Genomic DNA, 20,221 nt, shown 5'->3' with positions numbered 1-20,221 from the left:
GTAAAACTAGTATGTTCTGCCTAATTTAAGAATTTTATAATTTGCATTTTACAAGTCAAACTTCAGTCCCATATTAAAACGTGCCTGGTAATATTCTGCTTGTTTAGTGTGCGCTTCAACTCCCTGATAGTAACGCAACGGCTGATTCGTTAAATTGTTGGCTTCAGCAAAAATGCGTAGGTGTGACGTAATTTTATAAGAAGCATTTGCATCTAAGAAAAATTGTTTGTCATAATAGCTGTCTTTATAAGACTCAGAACCTAATTCATCTAAATAATCAGATGTAAAATTGGTTGAAACCCTGGCAGAGAAACGTTTGTTTTCCCAAGATAACGATCCGTTGAACATATGTGGCGTAGTTCCCGGAAGACTGATGTCGTTTCTTTCATTTCCGTCCTCATCTGCAATTCCTTTTGCTTTAGATTTGGTGTACGTATAATTCAAATAAATACCAAATCCTTTCAAAAATTTCCCTGGCAAGAAATCTAACTGACGTTGAAATGCCACTTCAAAACCGTAAACATCAACAGTATCTCCATTTCTCGATTGCAAAAATGACCAGTTTTCGCCTGCCGGAATCGGGTTTGCCTGATTTGGAAAATCGGCCGCAAATTTGGCATCTGTATACTGATTATCACTATAATTGTAAATAAAATCATTTAATCTTTTATAGAAAACACCTCCCGAAATTAATCCAACCGATTTGAAATAATTCTCAGCCATAAAATCATAATTATACGAATAGGTTACATCAAGATCCGGATTTCCGGCAGTAATTTGTTTATCAACCGCAATATTGTTTACATAAGGAGCCAGCGCATAATAGTTTGGTCTTGCCAAAGCAGTTGTAGCAGCAGCTCTTAGAACTAAATCTTTTGTCGCATTATATTGAAGTGAAATGCTTGGTAACAAATTGGTATATGAATTAGTAGTGTTGATTTTGCTTTCTAATTCTTCTTCGTCAAGTACACGATTTCCTGAATAATCGATATGCGTATTTTCGACACGGAAACCCATAACCATTGAAAGTTTGTCGTTAAAATCCTGATCCCATCTTACATAAGCAGCATAAATATTTTCTTTTGCATTGTAGTTTACTGCTAAATATTCCGAAGGATCTGTTTCTTTATCAAATACAGATGCATTATTTAAATCTAAACTACCTAGAAAGTTTGCCGAAGCGAAAGTTCCCGGAACATATTTGCTTCCCGGATTGAAGTTTTTACCATCAAAATAACTTGTTTCAACTTCAGATAATAAATCCATTCCGTCATTAATAGGTTCATAAGAATAAAAATTATTATTTCTTTCTTTCTCTTTCATTCTCAAACGAAGTCCTGTTCTTATTCTTCCTTTTTCTGAAGCAATAACTGAGAATGGAAAACGGATATTGATTTTTGCACCAAATTCACTTTCACTAGTTTCATCTGTGTTTTCGGTAACCGAATCAAATTTGAATTTATCAGTTGATTCTCCCATTGTTGTAAGTAAAGGGAATCTCAAATCAGATAGATCCTGAGTCATTTCCAATCCTTTCTGACGGTATTCTATGTAACGTTCTTGTGGACGATATTCTCTTGCTTTTGCATAATTGGCAGACCAGTCTAAATCTAATTTTGAGTTAATTAAATGCTCTCCACGAATTGAATAGTTTTGTACACGCTGATCTTCAAGCCTTCTGTTTTTGTTGCGATCATTGTCAACTCCACCCTTTGTCTGACGTCTTACACGGCCTTCAAAACCAATGATTTCTTCTCCGTTGTAAAGTGGCTCAATATTATCATAAGTCGTTCTAAAACGGTTTTCTCTATCGTCTCTCCAGTTATAGATTGCATTGGCGAAAATACTGTTGTTCTCATCAAATTTATAATCTAAAGCAACAGATCCGCTGCGACGAATACGCTGTACATCGTATTTTCTAACCTGAGCTGCCTGTAAATATTCGTTTCCGAAGTCATCTTTTACCCATTCATTTTCAATATTGTCTGACCCATAATCTACATTATTGTATGATCCGCTGAAAACGGCTCCTAATTTATTGTCAAAAAAACGATTCCCATAAACTAATCCTGCAGTGTAGGAAGCGTGTTCACGAATTGGCAGATAACCTCCGGCAAGCGTTGCTGAAATTCTCTCTCCATTTGGAGTTGCTCTGGTAACTAAATTTACAGAACCTCCAATCGCATCTGCATCCATGTCTGATGTTAAGGTTTTATTCACTTCGATAGTCGAAATCATATCTGAAGGAATCAAATCCATCTGAACATTTCTGTTGTCTCCTTCTGCTGATGGAATTCGGTCACCATTTAAGGTTACAGAATTCAAAGATGGGGCTAAACCTCTAATAATAATGTTACGCGCCTCGCCCTGATCATTTTGCATAGTAATACCGGAAACACGTTTTAAAGCGTCCCCAACATTAGCATCCGGAAAACGGCCTACCTGATCTGACGAAATTATATTTCCGATATTTTTACTGTTTTTTTGTTGGTTCAGTGCTTTAGCCTGACCTTTTAGAATATCTCCCACTACAACTTCATTCAATTCTGTTCCTGAAGTTTTAAGTGCAAAATCTATTACATTATTTTTACCCTGCTCTACTGTGATTTCCTGAGTACTCGAGGTGTATCCTATATATTTTACAGTTACCTGATAAGTCCCAATATTAATATTAAGCAATTCAAATCGTCCGTTATAGTCAGAGACGGTGTATTTGTTTTCTCCATCAAGCTGAATCATAGCTCCCGGTAAAGGAAGTTTATCATCGGCATCCAAAACTTTTCCAGATATTATTGCTTTCTGAGCATAACCCGTTATCGTTAATAAAAAAAGCATCGCTACTAAATAAAAATTTTTCATTTTGTTTTTGGTTTGATTTTGGTGCGAAACTAAAACCTTAGTGTTATTAAACTACTTAAAAAAAATTAACTTACTGTTATGATTAACTTCTTTAAAACAAAAAATAGTAATATTTAAGTAACATTAGAGGCATCACAACTTTTAGTTTCTATAGTTCTTAGTACTTGTTCTTTTATGTATTCAATAAGGGATAGCTTACTATTAAAACGATTATGAATAATCTACACTTTACAACTAAGGACTATCGATTAATTACTGAGCAATGATTACTAAATAGTTACAAAACATCAAATAATTGATTTTCAACTAAAAACAAATTAACGATTTAGCTCAGAATTAAATTTTTGGCGCTAAATTTGCCGTATCAATCAAAAATCATCAATCATGTTAAAACAATTTTTTATTCTGTGCTCAGGAGCTGACAAGGATCTTCTCGAAGGCTGTTCAGAAGGTGAACAAACCAAATATGTTGGTATTGGTGCCACCGTTTTTTTTACTGCAGTTATGGCTTTTCTGGCCAGTGCTTATGCGCTTTTTACTGTTTTTGACTCTATTTATCCAGCCTTAATTTTCGGTTTTGTATGGAGTTTACTTATTTTTAATTTAGATCGGTTTATTGTTTCGACAATTAAAAAGAGAGATCGTTTTATGGATGAATTTTTGCAAGCGACTCCCCGAATTATGCTGGCAATTATTATTGCTATTGTAATTTCGAAGCCTTTAGAGATCAAAATCTTCGAAAAAGAAATCAATACGGTTTTATTAAAAGAAAAAAATGAAATGGAATTGGCCAATAAAAAACAAGTTGGTAATTATTTCAAATCGGATTTAGATAAAAATAAAGCTGAAATAACTGCATTAAAGGCCGATGTTTTAAAGAAAGAGAAAGAGGTAAACGATCTGTATTCAACCTATATTACCGAAGCAGAGGGTACTTCCGGAACTAAAAAACTTGGGAAAGGTCCTGTTTATAAAGAGAAACGAGAAAAACACGATGCTTCCTTAAAAGAATTAGCCGCTTTAAAAACAGCCAATGAAGCAAAAATTGCAGAAAAAGAAAAAGCAGCAACACTACTACAAGCCGATTTAGATAAAAAGGTATCACAAACACAGCCTATTATTGAAGGTTTTGATGGTTTGATGGCCCGAATCAATGCTTTGGATAAATTGCCCTGGCTGCCATCTTTCTTCATTATGCTTTTATTTTTAGCAATCGAAACTTCTCCAATTATTGCCAAATTATTGGCTCCAAAAGGCGAATTCGATTTTAAACAGGAAGAAGCTGAAACTGCAATGAAAGCAACTTTGGCACAAAATAAATACCAACGTGAGCTACTGACAAAAACCAGTGCTCAAATGCATGACAGAGTTTACGCTGATATTGCTGAAGATAAAAACCTGTACGACTTACAGCGTAAAAAGGCGACCGAATTGCTGGAGTTACAGGCGCATAATTTTGTCGAAAAACAAAAGGCAACATTTTTATAAAATCAAAAAGGCATAAAAAAATCCTATCTCATAATGAAATAGGATTTTTTTATGCTGAATCGTTTCTTAAACGTTTTTCAAATTGATAATTTCCTGATCTGTCAAAAAACGCCAGTTACCTCTTGGTAAATTCTTTTTTGTCAAACCTGCAAATGATACGCGGTCAATACGTAAAACATCATAGTCAAAGTTTTCAAAAATAGCACGAACCACTTTTACATTCGATGAACGCAATTTAAGTCCAACTTCACTTTTTGCTTCTTTTTCAATATAACTGATTTCTTCAACAAAAACGCGGTGTCCGTCCAAGACCAAACCTTTGCTGATTTTTTCCAAATCCTCAAATTTTAAGTTTTTATCTAATGAAACCTGATAGATTTTAGATGATTTTTGACTTGGCAAAGTAAATTTACGTATCATATCCGTATCGTTTGTAAACAACAACAAACCGGTTGTGTTCTTGTCCATTCTTCCAATCGGAGCAATTTTTGCAGTAGTAGAACCTCGAACAAGTTCCAAAACATTACGATATTCCTGACCTTCGTCAAGTGCCGTTGTAAAGTTTTTTGGTTTGTTTAATAAGATATATTCTTTCTTTTCAGGAGTCAAAACAACACCGTCAAAGTTTACAACATCATTTAATTTTACTAAATAACCCATTTCAGTAACCGGAACTCCGTTTACTTTAACGTTTCCGGACTGAATGTATATATCAGCATCACGACGTGAACAAACACCAGAATTCGAAATATATTTGTTTAAACGAATTTCGTCTGCTGCTTTTTGTCTTTTAGGTGCCTGATTCTGTTTTTTAAGTTTTTCTGCTTTTTCTTCTTCCGCTGCTTTAACAGCTGGTTTCACTTTTTTCGGCCCTTGAGCACGCTTTGCCATAGGAGGTTTTGGCTTGCTTGAGTTTGATCTGGAGCTATTTGGTCTCGATCCGCCTCTTTTATTATTGCCTTCCTTATTGTTCATAAATTCTGTAATTTGTGCAAAGATAGTTTATTCTTGCTAAATAATGCTAAGTTCAATGTTCTTAGATTAATAGCCTTAAAATTAAGAGGTTGTAGAAGCATCACAATCAGCTTTTTTTAGCATGGTTTCCCTTTCAGTTTTATCTTGTTCCGTAAACTCAACCAAAAGAGACTACTTCAAATGAAATTCACGGAACTCCGCTTAAAATAAGTATTAAGTGAATTAAACAGTGGTAGTTTCAAAAAGTTGGCTTCTTTTAAGCATTATCAAGAGTAAATTTTTTCCATAGAGATTCTCAAAGAATTTCACTAAGACACACAAAGACTCTATTTAAAAAACTTTGTGTAACTCCCGGTTAACTTCGTGCAATCCACTCCTATAATTGAGAAAGTAAATTCTTTCCGTGCCATAAAACACTCGGGTTAATCAAAACAATGCAAAAAACACCGGAAACAATCAAAAACTTAAGAACATTATGCAACAGTAAATACTGTTCCTTTGAATTAGATTTCCAGAGATAAACTAAGAAAAATAATAATGTGATAAAGCATACATAAAAATAAATATCCATATAGCCCACATCATAAATATTAATTAGTACATAAACCGGAAGTACAGTTAAAAAAATTAAAACAGTAATTATTTGCTTTGAAACGTTTTCATTGTAAAGTATTGGAATAGTTTGGTAGTTATTAGCAAAATCACCTTTCAAATTCTCTAAATCTTTTATCATCTCACGAATTAGTAATAATAAAAAAAGAAACATGGCGTGTGATGAAATAATAGTAAAATGACTCCTGTGGTTTTCTATTTCTTCAAATGAAACCTGATTGTAAAAATATAACAGAATAGCAAAGAAAGGTAAAACAGCTAGAAGAGCAGCAGTTAAATTTCCAATAATAGCATATTTTTTTATTTTGTGTGAGTAAAACCAAATCAGGAAAATATAAGCCGAAAAGAATAAAAAAGCGCGCCAGGAAACAATTAAAGCCATCAAAGCAGCCGTAAAATTAAGTATGAAATATACTGATAGTTTTGTTTTTTGGCTCACTAAACGGTCGAGCATCGACTTATTGGGCCTATTGATTAAATCCTTCTGGCTGTCGTAAAAATTATTAATGATATATCCAGAAGCAATTGTAATGGCAGAAGCAAAAACAATCAGGAATAAATTAAAATCAAGCAAAATATCAAGTGCTCTTTTTTCAGGAGCAAGTATAAAAATAGCTGACAAATATTGGGCTAAAATTATAATAGGAATGTTGTAACCTCTTACCACAGAGAACAGACTAACAATTTTCATTACTAAAAGTTTGTGCTGTCTGGTTAACATTTTTTCATATAAATTATAGTTCTTATGGGGCAATTTAGGAAATTTATTTAAGATGCTTTTCTTATAAAAAAGTTAAAGATGTTTTTTCAATAATTTTTCTAAACCATTAACCTAATTTTCGAATACATGCCAAGGCTTCTTTTTGAGAAATTTCAATTTTAGTAATGTCTTTTTGTCTACAAAAAAACTGAGTCAATCTATGGATTAGAATCGTCCAGAATAAAAACAGTAAATTTTCATCGTTAATTTCTAAACCAAAAAAGCAAATTACAGACCAATATCTGTAGAAACCAAATGACTCTTAGTCTGATAAATTAGAAAAGACTGTACAAATAAGCGTAAATTTTTAAGAGATATTATTCTTAGAATTGATAAACAACTTCTAATTTATAATCTTTTAAAGAAACTTTAGCACGTTCTAAATCTTGTGTAAAGCCTAAAATATAACCACCGCCTCCAGAGCCGCAAAGTTTTAAATAATAATCGTTTGTGTCAATTCCGTTTTGCCAGATTCCATGAAATTGTTCCGGAATCATGGGTTTAAAGTGATTTAAAACAACTTTTGAAAGCTTTTTAGTGCTAGTGAACAAAGACTTCATATCGCCATGCAAAAAGCTTTCTACACAAGCGTCCGTATGTTTTACAAATTGATTTTTAAGCATAGCACGGAAACCTTTGTCTTTAAGGTTTTCCATAAAAATATTCACCATCGGAGCCGTTTCGCCTACAATTCCTGAATCTAATAAAAAAACAGCTCCTTTGCCGTCAAAACTTTGAGTTGGAATTCCGGTAGCTTCAATATTATCTTTTGAATTAATTAAAATCGGGATGCTCAAATAACTGTTTAAAGGATCTAAACCAGAACTTTTTCCGTGGAAAAAACTTTCCATTTGAGCAAATATATTTTTTAATTGCAACAGTTTTTCACGGGTTAAATTTTCCAAAACTGTTATTTTGTGTGTGGCATATTTATCGTAAATAGCAGCAACTAATGCACCGCTGCTTCCAACTCCGTAACCTTGCGGAATACTGGAATCAAAATACATTCCTGTTTCGACATCATTCTTCAAAGCCAGCATATCAAAGACAACCAAATTTGGCTGTTCATTCTGTAAAGCCTCCAGATAAGTTGAGTAACGCCTTAAACTTGCATTTGATGCGATTGCTTCTGTCGAAGGTTTCTCTGACTTTTTCAAAGCACCATTGTAAAAATTATAAGGGATAGAAAGTCCTTTAGAATCACGAATAATACCGTATTCTCCAAAGAGTAATATTTTTGAGTAAAATAATGGTCCTTTCATATTTATTTAATGTCTTTCTTTATTTTATTTGGGTCTTGTCTGGTGTCAAAACAGTGTGAATTTGAATTTGTTTTGAATACCTAAAATTTTACCTAAAGATACAAAAAAATTACATCGCAATTGCACCCGCTCCAATTTCGTCGCAAATGTACTGACCATTTTGGCAAAAGCCAACTAATTTGTCTTTAATTAATTGAAGTACTTTGCCAGCTACATTTTTCGGATATAAAACGTGAACATTTGCACCAGCATCCAGGGTAAAACAAACCGGGATTTGTGTATCGTTTCTGAATTTCCAAATTTCATTTATGATTTCCAGCGTATTGGGTTTCATTAGAATAAAATACGGCATCGAAGTCATCATCATAGCATGCAGGGTAAGGGCTTCACTTTCGACAACTTTGATAAACTCTTCCAGATTTCCGCTTTCAAAAATGTCAATTAAATAATCCAGATTTTCATGCGCCTGCGCAAAACGTCTCTCGGCATACGGATGATTGTGCATCAAATCGTGTCCAATGGTACTTGAAACCTGCTTTTCGCCTTTATCCACCAATAAAATAGTATCCTGATAATTCTCGAAATTTTCATGAATGGTATATGGAAATTCAACTCCAAGTAAATCGGTACTTCCTTTTATATTCTTTTGGTTTCCCCAAACTACTATATTTCCTTTTATACTTCGACAGGCACTTCCTGAACCTAAACGGGCCAAAAATGAAGCTTTTTGATAAAAATATTCTTCCGTCATTTCAGGATTGAGCAATTTTTCTAAACTCATAAGATTCATCGCCAAAGCCGCCATTCCGGAAGCCGAAGAGGCTATTCCTGAACTGTGCGGAAATGTATTCTGAGTATCAATCGTAAAATGATACTCTTTCAAAAAAGGCAGATATACTTCAATTCGCTCTAAAAACTTTCTGATTTTTGGTTTAAAATCTTCTTTAGGTTTTCCTTCAAATAATAAATCAAATGAAAAAGAGTCTTGATTTTCTCTTTTCTCAAATCCCAATTTGGTAATCGTTTTGCAATTATTAAGTGTAAAACTAATCGATGGATTGGCCGGAATTTGATTGTCTTTTTTCCCCCAATATTTTACTAATGCAATATTGCTGGGAGCGCTCCATTCAAAATATCCGTTTTCGATTGTCGAAGTATATTTTTTCAGAATAAAATCAGCTGCTGTAAACATGAATTATAAATTTTGGCAAAGATACTTTTTAAAATATTTCACTATATAATTTATATAAGATAATTTAAATTTTATAATTCCACAAAATCATATTTTTTTCAAGCAGATTTCGTAGATTAAAAAAAAAATTTAATAGCTATCTAAAATTTTATCTGCCGGATCTGCTAAATCTGCGTGAAACTTTCTTTCATTAAAAATCATTCTTTACCTTTAAACTCAAATTTTTTACACATGAAGAACACAATTCTACTGCTTTTATTCATGAGCATTTTTGCAAATGCTCAAACTTTAGACAAAGAAAAAATCAATCAAACCCTTGATACCTGGCACAAAGCAGCAGCAGATGCGAAATTTGACGCCTATTTTGATGCCATGACAAACGATGCCATCTATATTGGAACAGATGCTACCGAAAACTGGATCAAACCTGATTTTAAAGCTTGGGCAAAACCGTATTTCGATAAAGGGACAACATGGAATTTTATCGCTTTGGAACGTCATATCTTTTTTGACAAAACCAGAAAAATGGCCTGGTTCGACGAATTGTTAAACACGCAAATGAAAATCTGCCGTGGCTCTGGTGTTTTGGTAAAAGTTGGTAAAGAATGGAAAATTCAGCATTATGTTTTATCAATGACGGTTCCCAATGACGAAGTAGATGCTGTAGTAAAAGCAAAATCTCCTATTGAAGACATTTTGATTAAGGAACTCCAGAAAAAATAGACAATCTTTGTTATTCTTGTTATAATGATAACTTTTTTAATACTATTCAACTAAGAATATCAATTCCAATATAATATATTTCACAACAATAGCGTAAATTTAGAAGCTCAAAATAAGATACTCTCAAAAAACCATGCGTAATTTTACAAAATTTACTAAAATAAAAATTTTACCTCGGTTTTATCACCCCCTTAAAATCAGAATATTTATTTTTTTCTAACTTTGCCCCCAAAAAAATAGGGTTAAAAAAAGTATTTGAAAAATGAAAATAGAAAAACGCTGGATTATCTCCTTTATTATTATAAGCATTGTTTGTATACTGGGTGCTTTTTGGCCAACTGTAACAGAAAACGATTATATATTATCTAAATTCGATACAACAGAACATATTATACCTGCAGATGTTGCCTGGATGTTAACTTCTTGTTGCCTGGTATTAATTATGACTCCGGGTTTATCTTTTTTTTATGGCGGAATGGTAGGGCGAAAAAATGTTATTTCTACCATGTTACAAAGTTTTATTTGTTTGGGTGTGGTAACGCTTTTATGGGTTGTAGTAGGTTTTAGTCTGGCTTTTGGAGAACCTGTAGGTTTTGGTTCAGGAGATCATTTTTATAGTTTCTTTGGCAACCCGGCAACTTTTGCTTTTATGGATTATGTGGGCGTTTTACCACATAAGGAATTAGCCAGTACGATTCCGTTTATGTTATTTGCTTTGTTTCAAATGAAATTTGCTATTATCGCGCCTGCTATTATTACAGGATCATTTGCAGAACGCGTTCGTTTTATATCCTATCTATTGTTCATTAGCTTATTTACCATTTTTATCTATGCTCCTTTGTGCCATTCAGTTTGGTATCCAACAGGTGTTTTAGGTTCTTACTTTGGTGTCAAAGATTTCGCAGGAGGAACTGTAGTGCACATGAGTTCTGGATTTGCTGCTCTGGCAGGAGTTCTGGTTTTAGGAAAAAGAAAAAACAGTCAGCACATTCCAACCAATATTCCGTTTGTATTATTAGGTACCGGAATGTTATGGTTCGGTTGGTTTGGATTCAACGCCGGTTCAGCTCTTGCAGCAAACGGAACAGCTGCAATGGCTTTTGCAACCACTACAACATCATCGGCAGCAGCCATGTTAACGTGGGTTTTCTTTGACAGAATGAATGGCAGAAAAGTTTCAGCTTTAGGAGCCTGTATTGGGGCTGTAGTTGGTTTAGTTGCCATTACACCAGCTGCAGGTTATGTTTCGGTTCCTGAAAGTATGTTTTTTGGATTTATTACGGCTTTGGTTTCAAATTCGGTAGTAAATTGCCGCTTCTCAAAAAGATTTGACGACACATTGGATGTTTTTGCCTGTCACGGAGTTGGCGGAATTATGGGAATGATCCTGACTGCCATTTTTGCTCACGGGGAAGATGCCAGCTTACTGCATGGTGGCTGGAATGTTTTTGGTCATCACATGATGGCTTTGGTTTTAGTTTCGGTTTTCACATTCTTTGGAGCTTACATTTTATTCAAGGTGACCAACTTTATTATTCCGCTTCGTGTTTCTGAAGAAAACGAATATATTGGACTGGATTTATCTCAGCATGACGAAACCCTCAAGCCAAAAACAAAAAAGCCTAAAAAAATATCTAAGCCTAATTTAGTATAAAATTTAATGTATTTCGAGGTTTGTCATGAATTCATCACGTTATAACTGATTTCTTTTATAAATTTATAAAATAGAGGAAGTTAAATTCGGAGAATTTCTATCAAATAATTTTAAAAACATACCGAACTATTTTCATTCGTTTATATTCCTTAATTTTGCTGAAAATTTTTGTAAAAGTGGGAAGTAAAAACAAACTAAAAAGATTCAGGGAAAACGAAACATTTCAAAACGTTTTTCAACCGACAAGAGAAGAAGTTACAGGCAATTTAATGCCTTTGAAAGGGAAATGGAATTCTGATTTCTTTAAAAATGACAATCCCTTAGTTTTAGAATTAGGCTGTGGAAAAGGAGAATATTCAGTAGGATTAGCAGAGAGATACCCAAACAAAAATTTTATCGGAATTGATATTAAAGGCGCCCGTTTTTGGAGGGGTGCTAAAACTGCTGTTGAAACCGGACTGCATAATGTTGCTTTTGTTCGAACTCAAATTGAATTGATCAATCATATTTTTGCCGAAAATGAAGTAGACGAAATCTGGATTACTTTTCCGGATCCGCAAATTAAATACAAGAGAACAAAACACAGAATGACCAATTCTGAGTTTTTGAAATTATATAAAAAAATACTCAAGAAAGACGGTATCGTAAACCTAAAAACCGACAGCGAGTTTATGCACGGATATACGCTGGGATTGCTTCATGGTGAAGGACATGAAGTTTTATATGCGAACCATAATGTGTATAAAAATGAAGGAAGTCCCGAAGAAGTTACTGCTTTTCAAACCTTTTACGAGAAACAATATTTAGAAATTAATAAGGCAATTACGTATATTCGTTTTAAAATTAAAGACTAATTTAATTTTAAAACTATTTTTTCAAACCATTAACTAACTGAATGGCATTACTTACTCCACTATTTTCAGGTTTTATAGCAGCTGTTATCGGAATTATTCCGCCCGGTTTACTCAACATGACAGCAGCAAAAATAAATTTGAAAGAAGGGAAAAAGAACGCGTTATGGTTTGTGATTGGCGCTGTACTGGTTATTTTTTTTCAGGTGTCTTTAGCCGTTTTATTTGCACAGGTAATTGATAACCGCCCAGATGTATTGACACTTTTACGCGAAGTTGGTTTTGTCATCTTTTCTATTTTAACAGTTTACTTTTTATTTATTGCCAAAGAGCCGAAAGCCAAAAAATCTAAAATTAAAAAAAGCAGTAAAAAAAGCCGGTTCTTTTTAGGAATGCTGCTTTCCGGACTGAACTTTTTTCCAATTCCATATTATGTTGTGGTAAGTGTAACTTTGGCATCCTACCATTTCTTTGTATTTGAAACCAACATTATTTTTACTTTTGTACTGGGTTCTGTTTTAGGGTCGTTTGCTGTTTTATACAGTTATATTGCTTTCTTTGGAAAAATCGAAAAAAAAACCGATTATCTGATGCGTAATATGAATACTATTATTGGGAGCATAACAGGCATAATTGCAGTTGTAACTCTTTTTAACATTCTGAATTACTATTTTAGACTGACATAATGAAACATAGATTAGAAGATTAAACTGATTTTCTGATCAATGGGGCAAAAAAAGTGATTTTAAAGCTGATTCTGCAAATTGAACAATTGAGATAATTAGAAACCTATTTAATCTTCTACTCCTAAAAAAACCAAATTATGGCTGAAGATAATTTTTTTGAAAGAGTCTATACAATCGCCAGACAGATTCCCTATGGGAAAGTAACTTCTTATGGTGCTATTGCAAAAGCCTTAGGTACTGCGAGATCTGCCAGAATGGTCGGTTGGGCCATGAATGCCTGTCATAACATGGATGATGTTCCGGCACACAGAGTTGTAAACCAAAAAGGCCTCCTGACAGGAAAACATCATTTCGACGGAACCAACCTCATGCAACAGCTTTTGGAAAATGAAGGAATCAAAGTTGAAAACAATCAAATTGCAGACCTTGACAAACATTTTTGGTACCCTGAAATGACCGTATAAGGGCGAATACAAAATTAATCCATCACTACGGTCTTGGAATCCTCCATTTCTTTATCTTTTCCGTATACATCCGAAAAGAAACTTATCTCTCCTGTTTCTTCATTCACCCAAGCAGTAAAATAACCTAAATAAACAGGGATTTTATTTTTAAGCATACAAGTTATTTCACTTTCGCCACTCATAGCACTATCTATTTTTTCTGACGGCCACTCAGGATCATCTTTTAAAATTACATGTGCGAGCTTTTTCGCTTCTTTTATATTAATACATCCATGACTAAAAGTACGTTGTTCAAACATAAACAAGCTTTTTGCGGGTGTATCGTGCATGTAAATATCGTACGGATTCGGAAATAAAAATTTGACAAGTCCTAAAGAATTTTTTGGTCCCGGTTTTTGTCTTACTCTTCCGCCATTCCATTCCATATTATGATCTTCAAGATAATTTTTATCCGAAGCCATATTTAGTTTTAACTCATTATCAATAATACTTTGCGGAATATTCCAATACGGACTAAAAACTACCCTATCCATACTACTGCTAAAAATTTCCGTTTCTGACCACGTCTTTCCAACAAAAACATCCGAGGTCAATTCATTTACTCCATCTTTAACATATATCATTCGAAACGCCGGAATATTTACCATAATGTAATCGCTTGCATTTACTAAATTTTCTGGTATTAACTGACAGCGCTCCATGTTTAGTTTTATGGTTTCAATTCTGTTCGCTATAGGTTCATTCATTTGTTTAATATGATCAAATGTCAATTTATAATTTAAGGTAAGGCCATATCTTTTTTTATAATTCAATACTCCTGCCATCATCTCTTCATCATATAAACCGCTTTTTGAATCTTGTTTTAAATCTCCAACTACAAATAAACGTTCCCGAATTTGTTTTACAACACTACCGCTATCAAAAGGTTTTAAATCTTTGTAAGTAGCGCTGTCAATATCAATGTTCTTCCAAAGTTTCTTTTTTTGAATTTTTTGATATTTTTTTAAAACTGCTTCAAGTTTATCATATTGTGTAGATAAAACATAAGCATCTTTTTTTAATGGCTTTGTTTCATTTTTTATGGAATCTGAAACGATATTTTGATATGTTTTAATTGTTGAATTCGAAAAGGCAAAAGAAATACTGTCAATAAATTTAGTAGAACTTGTATTTTCTTTTAAATTCAACTTGTCATTTATTTTACTTTTTTTCTCCAAACAAAATGAAGAGAATAAAAAGCCTATTGCTATAATTAGGAGTGTGTTATTAAAATGTCGCATGGTGTCTTTTTTTTAAATATTTTTTAATTAATTTTTTTAAAAAAAAACAGCGAAAACAAATTAGAAACCTTCAAAATTAGTTTTCACTATATTTTTTAAAATATTGGAAATCAAAAATTTAGGGTTCATCAAAGATACGAAACATCAAAAGGAATTATTTTATAGAATATCTCATACATCTATTAAAATTCACACTCTGACAATACGAACTGTAGTAAAATGGAGATATTTTTAAAATATTAGCAATAAAATCAAATTAAACAAATTACAAAATTCGTTTTTTCTTTATCGCTTTGATAGCTTAAATAACCACCATGCGCTTCGATAATATTTTTGGATAGCGTAAGTCCAATTCCGGCACCATCCTTTCGCGTGGTAAAAAAGGGTAAAAATACTTTGTCTTTAATTTCAGAATCGATTCCTTTTCCATTATCTGAGATAACAATAAAAAAACGATTGTTCTCCGTATAGCTTAACAAAAACATTTTTTTCTCTTTCCGATCTTTTAAAGCATGAATACTATTAGTAATCAAATTTATAATGACTTGCTCCATCTGATTTTTATCAATCATAATTGAACGCGAACTATTAATATCATTGATCAATTCAATACCCTCTGCTTTTAAAATTGGATTCATGATATGTAGACAATCATCAAAAAGCATTTTTATTGGCGTCATCGCTTTTGCTGGTGTCGGAAGCATGGCTAATTTGCGGTAATTCTCAACAAAAACCTGCAAATGGTCGCTCCTGTTTATTATTGTTGAAATACTGCTTTTAATATCGTCAAAATCATCTTCTTCTAGTTTTTCCTGATCAACAATTTGAAGCAAATTTTGCGAAAGCGCTCGTATTGGCGTTAAGGAATTCATTAATTCATGCGAAATAATCTTCATCAGATTAATCCATGCTTCTTTTTCTTTTTTCTCAATAACCCGCTGAATACTATCCAATAAAACAATAAAATATTCCTTATTATAAGTTTTTGTAAGCGATGTCTGGAGTACAAAAGTCTGCAGATCCTGTTTTTCAATTTTAATTGAAATAGCCGATTTTAATTCGGTAAAATCAGACTTTTCAATTTCGCTGCAAAGCGATGGCAAATAGTTTTTAAGGTATTTCCAATGACTGACTTTTGGCACTTTGAATAAATTGGAGAAGCAATCGTTCATTAAAAAAATATTCCACTCATCATTTTCTTTTTCTAAAATTAAAGTACCGGTATCTATACTGTTTAAAATCGATTGATATACCAATTCTTTTGAGGTTTGCTCCTCCTGCTGCATTTTTAACGCATCATATAAAAGGTATAAACTTTTAAAATTATCTTTTTTATTCTCTTCCGGAAAATTTGTCGTAAAGTCGTTTTTAAGTATGGAGAGTAACGTTCTGTCATAAAACAACAATTGATTTTTGACATAAAAATACATTTCGAACAACATTACAACAGCAAAAATTCCAAACAGAATAGCATTGTAATAAAACATTTTATAGATCAGAAAAACACAAAAGAAAAAGAGCGTCATGACAAACAAGATTCTCACAAACAAGGCGTTATAAAACTTCCAATTTTTCATTGTTTTTTATGTTAGAGATTAAAAGGTTTAGACACATAGATGCATCGATTTTATTTTCTGTAAAAGAGTTTAAAAAAATGACAAATCATTTAACACATAGCTCTGTTTTTGCGATGCAAGTGAAACGCCTTTTATTAGTCCCAAAAATCTATGTTTCTATTTTTTTAATTTTTTAGGTGTTTTTCAAATCGTATTTTTCAATTCTTCTGTATAATGCAGCCCTTGATAAACCTAACTCTTCGGCAGTTTTACTGATGTTTCCGTGGTGTTTGAATAAGGCTTTTTCGATGGCATTTTTTTCCATTTCTGATAACGGATTTTCATCTTTTTCGATAACATCTTCAAAATCCAGAATATCCAAATCATGTACAGAAATAGTGTTATTATCGGATAAAATCAAAGCCCGTTCGATTTTATTTTCCATTTCGCGGACATTTCCTTTCCATGGATATTTTTCCAAATAAGGGGCTGCAATTTCTTCAAATTGCCAGTTTTCCTGATTGTACTTTTCGGCAATTTGCTGCAGGATAAAATTAGCCATCGGAACAATATCATCTTTTCGTTCACGTAATGATGGCAAATGAATTTCCATGGTGTTGATGCGGTACAGCAAATCTTCACGGAAGATTTTGTTTTTTACATCTGCTTTAATGTCACTATTGGTTGCAGAAATAATTCGGACATTTAAAGGTCTTGGTTTGCTTTCGCCTAAGCGTGTTACGGTTTTAGTTTGTAAAACATGTAATAATTTCGCCTGCAAATGCAATGGAATATTACCAATTTCATCGAGAAAAATAGTTCCGTTTGAAGCGCTTTCGAATCTTCCTGGTGTATCCATTTTGGCATCGGTAAAAGCGCCTTTTGCGTAGCCAAAAAGTTCACTTTCGAATAAATTATCACTCAATGAACCCAAATCAACATGAACAAAAGGCATGTTTTTTCGTTCTGAATGTTTATGAATATACTCGGCAAAAACATATTTCCCAGTACCGTTTTCCCCTAAAATCAAAACGTTGGCATCCGTTTTAGCGACTCTTTCTGCTATAGAATAGGCCTGTTTTATTTTTTGGGAAGTTCCGACAAAATATCTTTTTTCGGTTTTTTCGATTACCGGTTTTTTAGAATACTTTCGGCTTTCGGATACAGCTTTATCAATCGTTTCTAGCAATTTTTCGTTGTGCCAGGGTTTTAAAACATAATCAAAAGCACCTATTTTAATACCTTCGACAGCGGTTTCAATTTTACCAAATGCCGTCATTAAAATCACAATGGTTTGTGGCGAAAGTGTTTTAATTTCTTTTAGCCAATGAATCCCTTCTCGGCCATCTTCAAAACCAATGCGGTAATTCATATCCAATAAAACCACATTTATTTCATTTTCGCTTAAAAGAGAAATGATTTTTTTAGGATTGTTTGTGGTGAAAATGCTTTCAAAATGCTTTTTGAGAATCATTTTTGCCGAAAAAAGGATTTCTTCCTGATCATCGACGATTAATATTTGGGCCAGTTTTTTTCGCATCTTTCTTTTTTGTCCGATTTTGAACGGTCAACTGTTCATTATCGAACACTCCTTTTTTGAATGGTTTTTAAAGCTTCTTTAAAATCAGGGCCTTACAAATTATAAATTGTATGGCATAGTATTTACTTATTGGTAATCAGTAAATTATTAAAAAATGGACAAGGTAATTCCTCGTAAAAATAGAAAATTTAGATATCTCACAATAGCAATTAGTGTTTTTTTAGTTTTGGCTGTTATCATCTTTTTTTCTTTTAACACGAAAAGAAGTTTAAATGTAAAAGCCGAAGAACTATCGGTTCAAAAAATTGAAAAAGCCTACTTTGAAGATTTTGTGGTTTTTCAGGCGAAAGTCGAGCCTTTAAACGTAATGCTTGTCAATGTTACTGAGGGCGGATCTGTAAAAGAGATTTTTGTTGAGAACGGTGCCATGGTAACCAAAGGACAGTCGCTGGCGCGTTTGTACAACCCAAACACCGAACTGAATTACCTGACGCAGGAAACCGCAATTATTGAGCAGATCAACAATTTGAATACTGGAAAACTTGATATTCGAAATCAGGAATTGAATTTGAATAAGGATTTGGTTTTGATTGAACACGATTATAATGATGCCAAAAGACTTTACGATATGAATTCGAAATTATTCGAAAAAGATGTGATTTCGAAAAATGACTATAATACGTTTAAAGAAAGTTTACGTTTTCAGGAAGAGCGAAAAAAATCGATTCAGCAAAGTATTCAAAAAGAAAAACAAACCAATCAGATTCAGATTTCACAAATAAACCGTTCCATTCAGACGATGGAAAAAAGTCTGGATATTTTAAGAAACAACAAAAAGAACTTTTTAATCACGGCACCGGAAACAGGACGTTTAACATCGTTCGAACCCGTTTTAGGAAAAACATTCCAGGCGGGAGAAAGCATCGGAAAAATCGATTCAAAAAAAGGGTACAAGCTTGCTGCCGATGTTGATGAATTTTATTTGGAAAAAGTTCGTGAAGGCTTAAAAGGTCAGGTAGAATTTAAAGGAAAAACATTGGGAGTTTTGGTAACCAAAGTAATTCCAGAGGTAAAAAGTGGACACTTTACAGTAGAATTGGCTTTTACTTCTAAAGAAGAAATCGTTTTGCAGGACGGACTTAGTTTCGGCGTAAAACTGATTTTATCCGAGAAAAACAAAACATTAGTAGTGCCAAAAGGAAGCTTTAATCAGGAAACGGCAGGAAAATGGATTTTTGTAGTTAAGGGAAATAAAGCCGAAAGAAGAAATATAAAATTAGGCAGAGAAAACCCATCGTATTATGAAATTCTGGAAGGGTTAAAAGAAGGCGAATCTGTAATTACTTCTTCTTATACGGATTATAAGGATATTGAGGAATTGTCAATTAATACGCAGTAAATTTAGTTTTCCGTCGCAGTCACAGTTCACAAATCACATTTTAGATTTTACAATATAAAGTTTCAATCATCAATCAAAAAATAATAACATTAAAAACCTTAAAAGTATGATAACTATTCAAAATTTAACCAAAGTTTTTAGAACTGAAGAAATCGAAACTGCTGCTTTGAGCGGAATCAATTTAGAAATTAAAAAAGGTGATTTTTTAACTATCATGGGCCCTTCAGGTTGTGGAAAATCGACTTTACTAAATATTATTGGGCTTTTGGACAGCGCTACCGATGGAAGCTATAAATTATTAGATCATGAAATGATTGGTTTAAAAGAAAAAGGAAGAGCCGCGGTACGTAAAGAAAATATCGGATTCATTTTTCAGAATTTCAACCTGATCGACGAGCTTTCTGTTTATGACAATATCGAATTGCCTTTGCTGTATAACAACGTAAAAGCATCAGACAGAAAACAAAAAATTGAAGCTATTGCCGAGAAACTAAATATTTCCCATCGTTTGAAACATTTTCCACAGCAGCTTTCAGGTGGTCAGCAACAAAGAGTTGCGGTTGCAAGAGCTTTGGTAAATGATCCAAAAATTATTCTTGCCGATGAGCCAACCGGAAATCTGGACAGTAAAAACGGTAATGAAGTAATGGAACTTTTAACAGATTTGCACGCTAAAGGTGCAACAATTTTAATGGTAACCCACTCTGATTATGATGCTTCGTTTTCTCAAAAAACGATTCATATGAAAGATGGTGTAATATTCTCTGAGCGACTCAATCAGAGAAATGTAGATGTTTTTATGGACGCTAAATAATTTTAAAATGATAAAATTTCTTGTAACCGCGATCACAATCCTAATTGGATTGGTTTTCCAGATATTAGCAATGATCTAAAAACTAAGAGGTTCAAAAACCTTTTTA

General features: G+C 33.2%; 16 protein-coding genes. 8 read left to right on the top strand and 8 right to left on the bottom strand.

The features are described 5' to 3' along the window. Positions 1-48: 48 nt before the first annotated feature. Positions 49-2,859, bottom strand: a complete 2,811-nt coding sequence (locus ACEN2I_RS17385) for a TonB-dependent receptor (protein ID WP_441767374.1) — start codon at positions 2,857-2,859, stop codon at positions 49-51. A 384-nt stretch (positions 2,860-3,243) separates the two neighbouring features. Between ACEN2I_RS17385 and ACEN2I_RS17380 the strand changes: the two genes are divergently transcribed. Then, complete coding sequence (locus ACEN2I_RS17380; RefSeq protein WP_441767373.1) at positions 3,244-4,347, top strand: DUF4407 domain-containing protein; 1,104 nt, start codon at positions 3,244-3,246, stop codon at positions 4,345-4,347. Positions 4,348-4,413: 66 nt separating this feature from the next. On the opposite strand, the gene ACEN2I_RS17375 is transcribed toward ACEN2I_RS17380, so the two are convergent. From ACEN2I_RS17375 to ACEN2I_RS17360, 4 genes are all read right to left on the bottom strand, one after another. Beyond that, on the bottom strand, positions 4,414-5,322 hold the full coding sequence (locus tag ACEN2I_RS17375) for a pseudouridine synthase (RefSeq protein ID WP_294925588.1): 909 nt from the start codon (positions 5,320-5,322) through the stop codon (positions 4,414-4,416). A 376-nt stretch (positions 5,323-5,698) separates the two neighbouring features. Continuing rightward, positions 5,699-6,655 carry a geranylgeranylglycerol-phosphate geranylgeranyltransferase gene (locus ACEN2I_RS17370; RefSeq protein ID WP_441767372.1) on the bottom strand — a complete coding sequence of 319 codons (957 nt, stop codon included), beginning with the start codon at positions 6,653-6,655 and terminating at the stop codon, positions 5,699-5,701. A 362-nt stretch (positions 6,656-7,017) separates the two neighbouring features. Further along, positions 7,018-7,956, bottom strand: coding sequence for a mevalonate kinase family protein (locus ACEN2I_RS17365; RefSeq protein WP_441767371.1), 939 nt, complete (start codon positions 7,954-7,956; stop codon positions 7,018-7,020). A gap of 109 nt (positions 7,957-8,065) precedes the next feature. Then, positions 8,066-9,148: a diphosphomevalonate/mevalonate 3,5-bisphosphate decarboxylase family protein gene (locus tag ACEN2I_RS17360; protein WP_441767370.1), complete on the bottom strand. Its 1,083-nt coding sequence runs from the start codon at positions 9,146-9,148 to the stop codon at positions 8,066-8,068. A 231-nt stretch (positions 9,149-9,379) separates the two neighbouring features. Here ACEN2I_RS17360 and ACEN2I_RS17355 point away from each other — a divergent pair, with 231 nt between their 5' ends. The 5 genes from ACEN2I_RS17355 (at position 9,380) to ACEN2I_RS17335 (ending at position 13,526) form a co-directional block, all read left to right on the top strand. Beyond that, positions 9,380-9,871, top strand: a complete 492-nt coding sequence (locus ACEN2I_RS17355; RefSeq protein WP_441767369.1) for a nuclear transport factor 2 family protein — start codon at positions 9,380-9,382, stop codon at positions 9,869-9,871. Positions 9,872-10,133: 262 nt separating this feature from the next. Continuing rightward, positions 10,134-11,525 carry an ammonium transporter gene (locus ACEN2I_RS17350; RefSeq protein ID WP_441767368.1) on the top strand — a complete coding sequence of 464 codons (1,392 nt, stop codon included), beginning with the start codon at positions 10,134-10,136 and terminating at the stop codon, positions 11,523-11,525. Between the two features lie 176 nt (positions 11,526-11,701). Next, positions 11,702-12,379: a tRNA (guanosine(46)-N7)-methyltransferase TrmB gene (trmB, locus tag ACEN2I_RS17345; RefSeq protein WP_441767384.1), complete on the top strand. Its 678-nt coding sequence runs from the start codon at positions 11,702-11,704 to the stop codon at positions 12,377-12,379. Between the two features lie 41 nt (positions 12,380-12,420). Then, on the top strand, positions 12,421-13,062 hold the full coding sequence (locus ACEN2I_RS17340) for a LysE family transporter (RefSeq protein ID WP_441767367.1): 642 nt from the start codon (positions 12,421-12,423) through the stop codon (positions 13,060-13,062). 137 nt (positions 13,063-13,199) lie between these two features. Next, positions 13,200-13,526 (top strand): MGMT family protein, encoded by a 327-nt coding sequence (locus tag ACEN2I_RS17335; protein WP_441767366.1) that lies wholly within the window; start codon positions 13,200-13,202, stop codon positions 13,524-13,526. 14 nt (positions 13,527-13,540) lie between these two features. Here the strand turns inward: ACEN2I_RS17335 and ACEN2I_RS17330 are convergent, their stop codons facing one another. The 3 genes from ACEN2I_RS17330 to ACEN2I_RS17320 all read right to left on the bottom strand — a co-directional run bounded on the left by ACEN2I_RS17330 (position 13,541) and on the right by ACEN2I_RS17320 (position 17,902). Further along, positions 13,541-14,806: a L,D-transpeptidase family protein gene (locus ACEN2I_RS17330; protein WP_441767365.1), complete on the bottom strand. Its 1,266-nt coding sequence runs from the start codon at positions 14,804-14,806 to the stop codon at positions 13,541-13,543. A gap of 251 nt (positions 14,807-15,057) precedes the next feature. Further along, positions 15,058-16,383 carry a sensor histidine kinase gene (locus tag ACEN2I_RS17325; protein ID WP_441767364.1) on the bottom strand — a complete coding sequence of 442 codons (1,326 nt, stop codon included), beginning with the start codon at positions 16,381-16,383 and terminating at the stop codon, positions 15,058-15,060. 172 nt (positions 16,384-16,555) lie between these two features. After that, a complete protein-coding gene (locus ACEN2I_RS17320) occupies positions 16,556-17,902 on the bottom strand; it encodes a sigma-54-dependent transcriptional regulator (protein WP_441767363.1) in 1,347 nt (448 codons plus the stop codon). 154 nt (positions 17,903-18,056) lie between these two features. On the opposite strand from ACEN2I_RS17320, the gene ACEN2I_RS17315 reads away from it, so the two are divergent. Further along, positions 18,057-19,301, top strand: coding sequence for an efflux RND transporter periplasmic adaptor subunit (locus tag ACEN2I_RS17315; protein ID WP_441767362.1), 1,245 nt, complete (start codon positions 18,057-18,059; stop codon positions 19,299-19,301). Between the two features lie 106 nt (positions 19,302-19,407). Next, the gene (locus tag ACEN2I_RS17310; protein ID WP_441767361.1) at positions 19,408-20,115 is read left to right on the top strand and encodes an ABC transporter ATP-binding protein; all 708 of its coding nucleotides are present in this window, start codon (positions 19,408-19,410) and stop codon (positions 20,113-20,115) included. Positions 20,116-20,221: the final 106 nt, after the last annotated feature.

This window comes from Flavobacterium sp. W22_SRS_FK3, from assembly GCF_052113665.1.
Lineage (GTDB): Bacteria > Bacteroidota > Bacteroidia > Flavobacteriales > Flavobacteriaceae > Flavobacterium.
Note: the sequence above shows the minus strand (reverse complement) of the source record. Positions and strands in the feature narration are given on the sequence as shown.

What these genes read in the sequence shown, in the direction of transcription:
- ACEN2I_RS17380 (WP_441767373.1), top strand. Translation starts at nt 3,244, where the DNA reads ATGTTAAAACAATTTTTTATTCTGTGCTCAGGAGCTGACAAGGATCTT.
- ACEN2I_RS17315 (WP_441767362.1), top strand. Translation starts at nt 18,057, where the DNA reads ATGGACAAGGTAATTCCTCGTAAAAATAGAAAATTTAGATATCTCACA.
- ACEN2I_RS17335 (WP_441767366.1), top strand. Translation starts at nt 13,200, where the DNA reads ATGGCTGAAGATAATTTTTTTGAAAGAGTCTATACAATCGCCAGACAG.
- ACEN2I_RS17370 (WP_441767372.1), bottom strand. Translation starts at nt 6,655, where the DNA reads ATGTTAACCAGACAGCACAAACTTTTAGTAATGAAAATTGTTAGTCTG.
- ACEN2I_RS17350 (WP_441767368.1), top strand. Translation starts at nt 10,134, where the DNA reads ATGAAAATAGAAAAACGCTGGATTATCTCCTTTATTATTATAAGCATT.
- ACEN2I_RS17375 (WP_294925588.1), bottom strand. Translation starts at nt 5,322, where the DNA reads ATGAACAATAAGGAAGGCAATAATAAAAGAGGCGGATCGAGACCAAAT.
- ACEN2I_RS17320 (WP_441767363.1), bottom strand. Translation starts at nt 17,902, where the DNA reads ATGCGAAAAAAACTGGCCCAAATATTAATCGTCGATGATCAGGAAGAA.
- ACEN2I_RS17310 (WP_441767361.1), top strand. Translation starts at nt 19,408, where the DNA reads ATGATAACTATTCAAAATTTAACCAAAGTTTTTAGAACTGAAGAAATC.
- ACEN2I_RS17340 (WP_441767367.1), top strand. Translation starts at nt 12,421, where the DNA reads ATGGCATTACTTACTCCACTATTTTCAGGTTTTATAGCAGCTGTTATC.
- ACEN2I_RS17355 (WP_441767369.1), top strand. Translation starts at nt 9,380, where the DNA reads ATGAAGAACACAATTCTACTGCTTTTATTCATGAGCATTTTTGCAAAT.
- ACEN2I_RS17360 (WP_441767370.1), bottom strand. Translation starts at nt 9,148, where the DNA reads ATGTTTACAGCAGCTGATTTTATTCTGAAAAAATATACTTCGACAATC.
- ACEN2I_RS17325 (WP_441767364.1), bottom strand. Translation starts at nt 16,383, where the DNA reads ATGAAAAATTGGAAGTTTTATAACGCCTTGTTTGTGAGAATCTTGTTT.
- ACEN2I_RS17385 (WP_441767374.1), bottom strand. Translation starts at nt 2,859, where the DNA reads ATGAAAAATTTTTATTTAGTAGCGATGCTTTTTTTATTAACGATAACG.
- ACEN2I_RS17330 (WP_441767365.1), bottom strand. Translation starts at nt 14,806, where the DNA reads ATGCGACATTTTAATAACACACTCCTAATTATAGCAATAGGCTTTTTA.
- ACEN2I_RS17365 (WP_441767371.1), bottom strand. Translation starts at nt 7,956, where the DNA reads ATGAAAGGACCATTATTTTACTCAAAAATATTACTCTTTGGAGAATAC.